This window comes from Microbacterium sp. P2_F9, assembly GCF_056403635.1.
Genome location: NZ_JBFUFC010000241.1, coordinates 1 through 4845, shown reverse-complemented (window position 1 = coordinate 4845; position 4845 = coordinate 1). Strand labels below are relative to the sequence as shown.

The following is a 4845-nucleotide window of genomic DNA, read 5'->3' as shown; positions in this document are numbered from 1 at the left end:
TCGGCTGGGCGGGGGAATCGCTCGGCGAGAGCGAGACGTGGACGGCGGGGGGAGCGTTCGGCGCAGGCACGTCCACGGCGAACGACGTGCGGGTGCAGGCGTCCGCGCGGCAGACCGCCAAGGTCACGGTGAAGTGCCCTGGGCGGGTGAAGGTCTGATCGATGAGGGCCCGCGTGGTGGCGCCGTCCGGGCCCGTCTCCACCGCGGCGGGCGACGTGACGACGCCGCCGTCGGCGGCGGTCACCTGGACGGACGCGGTCAGGCCCCGGGCGGTGGTGAGGGGGACGGATGCCGTCAGCGCGGCGTCGGCGACCGCGACGATGACCGGCACCGCTCGCAGGAGCCGCTCGCCTGCCGCGATCGTGACGTCGGGTCCGGGATCGCCGAGCGTGGGCGCAGGTGCGTTTGCGACATCCAGATGTCCTCGTGCGGTGTCGGTCGTGACGTTGCCGGCTCCGTCGACGACCTGCAGGATCCACCGGAAGGGGACATCCGGCACGGTCGCCACCCACAGATCCGGGTCGGTGCCGCCGGCGACCGGCGGTTTCACGGCTGCCCGGGTCCAGACGCCTCGAGTCTCGTCCTGCCGTTGGACGAGGAGGACGACGGCGGCGATGCCGCTGGGATCCGACGCCGTGATCGCCATCTCGCCCTGCCCCAGCCCTGGCACCTTCAGCGCGTCGATGACCGGCCCCGTCGTGTCGGTCGACCCGGCTGGGCCGTAGACGACGCGGGTGTCGAAGGCGGTGAATCGCTCGACCCTCGACTGCCCGCCGGCGCCCACCTCCACGCGCGATGGCGTCACGACCAGGTTGTGGACCGTCCCGGCAGGGGTCTGCTGCCTCGTGATGGTGGCGAACGTCGAGGGGAACGCGAGATCGGTGCGGGTCGCGGTGGTCTCGGGCACGCCGACGCCGGGCTCGGCGATGGCGGCATGCGTCTGGTCGTCGAACGCCGAGGTGAGGGCGGTGAGGATCGCTCCGCGCGGCACGAGGTCGCCTGGCACGGCCGGCAGCGGCGTCACGATACGGGCGAGGACGGGCTCACCGGCGACCGCTGCCGGCGCCTGGCCGTTGGCCGTCAGGTAGGACACCGTCTGCCCGGCCGAGTTCGTCGCCGTCTTCGTCTCGAACGACGGGGTGAAGCTCAGCCCTGCCGAGGTCAGCCCGTCGGCCGTGGTCACGGTGAGGTTGGGGGTGTCCGGCAGCGGTGCGGCCTTCGTCGCGCCCTTGAAGGTGTACATCGGCAGGCCGTAATAGACGGCCTCCATGAGCGCCTTCTCGTCGTATCCCGAATACAGCCCGAGCCCGCCGAGGTAGGACTGCTTCGCGTAGGTGAGCGCGCCGGCCGCCGAGACCGGGACGTCACCCGCCGCCAAGTGCACCGAGACGCCGATCCAGTCGGCGTAGAGGGCGAGCAGGCGCTCGCCGAGGGCGGTCGTGACGTTGTTGGCGAGGCCGTAGCCGGTGTTGCCCACGTAGCCGCCGGCGTCGGAGAAGACGTCGACCCAGTCGGTGGTGTCGCCGTAGTAGGCCGTGGGGAGGTTGTTGCCGGCGTGACAGCCGATCCCGAAGATGAGACTCCCCGCCAGTTGAGGGGCCTGCTCGTGGCCCGCGGCGAGGAGGAGGTCGGAGTCGGAGAAGCGGCCCGATTCTGCACCGAGCACACCCGGGAGCATGCGCGTCTCGTCGGCGTGCGTGTTGACCGACACTACGGCCGCGCTCCCGCCCGAGGCGGGGAAGAGGCCGTTGGTGAGGTTGCCGGCGTTCCACACGCCGTCGCTGCCGAGCTCTCCGCCGACCGGGCCCGTTCCGAGGGTTCGGTTCACCGCGGAGCGCCAGGCCAGCGCGGCGCTCACCTCGGCAGGGAGCTCCGCCCACGCTCCGTAGCCGCCGGTCAGCGTCGAGCTGCCTTCGAGCTGTCCGCCGGCGGCGACGAACCGGTCGACGGTGCGCACGATCTGGTCGGGGCCGTCCACGAGCCGGCCGAGTGCGACCGTCGGCACATAGAGGTAGCCGCCGAGCGACTGGTAGGCCTGCGCGAGTCCGTAGGGGTCGTCGGTCAGGATCTCGGATGCCGCGGCCGCCGCGGAGAGCGGCGTCGCGCAGGGATCCACGCCGCTGAGCGTGGCCGGGCAGGAGCCGCCTGCCAGCGGCGCGGCGAGGCGCAGGTCGGCCGCGTGGCTCGTCTCGGTGAACTGCGAGGTGTGCTGCGGCACCGGCGCGAGCGGGATGATGTCGTCGCCGCCCACGATCACGATCGAGGAGATCTGACTCCGTGCGGCGCCCAGCTCAGCCGACACGAAGGCGTTGATCGCGGCGGTGAGCGTGCGGCGCGCCTGCATCGAGCACGGGTTCGCATCCAGTGCCGCGCGCGCCGCGCGCACGGCGGCGTCTTCGTCGACTGACAGCACGGCGCCCTGGACCGTGCCGGTGCCGACGTGGCCGGTGTTCGTCAGGCCGAGGAGGGCTGCGCGCACCCGGACGGTCGCCGCCTCGCCGTAGGTCTGGGTGAAGCGCCGGGTGTCGAAGAGGTAGACGGTGTTCGTGGCCCCGGTCACCGGGTCGCTGGCGCCGGTGGCGGTGATGTCGGTGTCGAAGGCGGGCACGTACGCGGGACACGCGGTCTCGCCGGGTTCGTCGAGGTACTGCACGCGCAGCGAGTAGAGCGCGGCGCTGGGTCGGCCGTTGCCGCTCGTCACCCGCACAAGCAGAGGCTGGCCGGCTGCGGCATCCATCGATGCCGCCTCCACCCGCGCGGTGCCGTCGCCGCCGCCGACGGCCTGGTCGACCAGCGTCTGGCCGGCGAGCTCGACTCCGGCGTCGGCACCCGACTCGGCCGGCTGCCCGCCCGGACCGCTCTGCTCGGTGGCGGGCGTCCCCGGCACGACACCGGCGTCCTGCACGCCGAGCGCCGACTGTCCCCCGCCCTGGGAGTAGAGCGACAGGGAGATCTGGCCATCGGTGGCGTTCGTCGAGACGATCAGGCGCTTGCCGGGCGGCGGCGGATTCACGAGGTAGTAGTCCTCGTCCTGTGCCGGCCCCTGGATGATCTGGCCCTCGTCGTTCAGCTGCCGGTACTGCGGTGCGACCCACTCGTAGGTGATCTGGCTGTCCAGCAGCACGCCTGGATCGCCGTTCTGCCAGACCCCGTTGACCAGGTTGTGGTCGGGGTCGTCGAAGGTCGGCACGGGAGCGTCGCCCGTCATCGTGTCCGAAGCCGTCAGCGCGCCGCTCGTCAGCGTTCCGGTCGCCTTCGGCGCGCCCGGGCTCGTCGTCACCGTGAAGTACGCCCGGATCGCCAGCACGGTCCCGCCCGCGGTGTCGGGCAAGGCGAATTCGGCACGCGCCCCCTCGACCCTGGCGCCGCCGGACTGCGGCCGGTCTTCGAGGATCGACCGGTCGGGCCCGGAGCCCCACAGATACTGCAGGTACGGCGACGTGCCGTCGGGTGACGTCAGGGTCGCGGTCGGAGCGGCGAAGGTCGTGGCCTCACCGGGGCCGGGGTCGAAGGTGTACCGGAAGATGGCGACCTGTCCGCAGCGCAGGATGAGGTCGCAGCCGGTCGAATCCGTCCCCGCCTCGGCGAGGTTCGGGTCGAACGAGCTCGCCGCGATCTGCTCCCAGGGGTAGCTCGGCGCATCGAGCATCGACATGAGGAGGATGCCGACGGTCACGGAGTCCGGCGCTCCGGCAGCCAGATCGGCCGGTGTCGCGTCCGGCAGGAAGGGGAGGGTCGAGATCGGGCCGGTCGCGGGGTAGCCGAACAGTATGTCGCGCGACGCGAGCGTGAGCGCCGACGCGTCGATCGCGCCCAGGGGCGTGCCTGCGAGGAACAGGTCCTTCATTCGCAGTTCCGAGAGGAGGGTGTCCTGCGCAGGAAGCGTGTTCAGGGGGACGGCATCGACACCGGAGCGCTGGATGTCGAGACCGGCCGCGTCGAGATCCGCGAGGGCGAACGTGTCGTCGATCGTGAGGTCGATCCCCTGCCCATCCAGGAGGGCCTGCCAGCGCTCGAGCGCAGTCGATGCCGTGCCGGCGATGGGCACTTGAGCGAGCGATGCGTTCCCCAGCACGAGTGAGGCGAGGGTGAGGGCGTCGAGCCCGCTGCCGTCGAGGTGGAAGTCCTCGAGGGTCAGGCTCTGGATGAGCAGGGCGGCGGCGCGCTGGGGTTCCTGGGCAGACGCGTCCGCGAGGGTCTGCTCGGCCCAGGCGAGCACCACGTCGAGCGTCACCGTCTGCACGAGCTCGCCGGCGTACGGCGTGTCCGCGAGCACCTGATCCCACCCGCCGGGGAGATCGAGCCGGTAGATCGGCAGCCGGTAGATGGGGAGCCGGTAGATCGGCAGTCGGTAGATCGGCGAGTTCGTCAGGAGCAGCCGGTAGATCGGGAGCCGGTAGATGGGGAGCCGGTAGATCGGCAGCCGATAGATGGGCAGGCGGTAGATGGGCGCGTTCGCGATCGCGGCGGAATAGCCGCGCAGCGAGGTGAGCGGAATGGATCCGATGTCGATCCGCGTCATGAAGCCGGGGGTGCCGAGCGAGCCCTGCGTGTTGGAGACCGACAGCCCGGTGTTCGAGTGCGTGTCCATGGCGAAGATCGAGCTGGGCGCGGGCGCCGTTGCGGCGTAGGCGACGGTTCGTCCGGATGCCGAGAGGGACGCCTGCGTGCCTTCGACGATGTCGGAGTAGGGCCGCGCCTGGCCGTGGCACGCGAGCGTTGTCCGGGAATCCGTCCACAGCACTTCCTCGTAGCGGATGACGGGTTCGGGCAGAGCCGCTGCGGGGGCGCTGAAGTCATAGGGCGGGACGGTCGTGGTCCAGGCGACGTGGCTGCCGTCGGCGG

1 protein-coding gene is annotated in these 4845 nt (G+C 71.6%); it reads right to left on the bottom strand.

What is annotated here, in order from left to right; translation table 11 throughout:
* On the bottom strand, positions 1–4845 hold a 4845-nt coding region (locus tag AC1DVT_RS17885), incomplete at both ends, for a hypothetical protein (protein WP_477390482.1).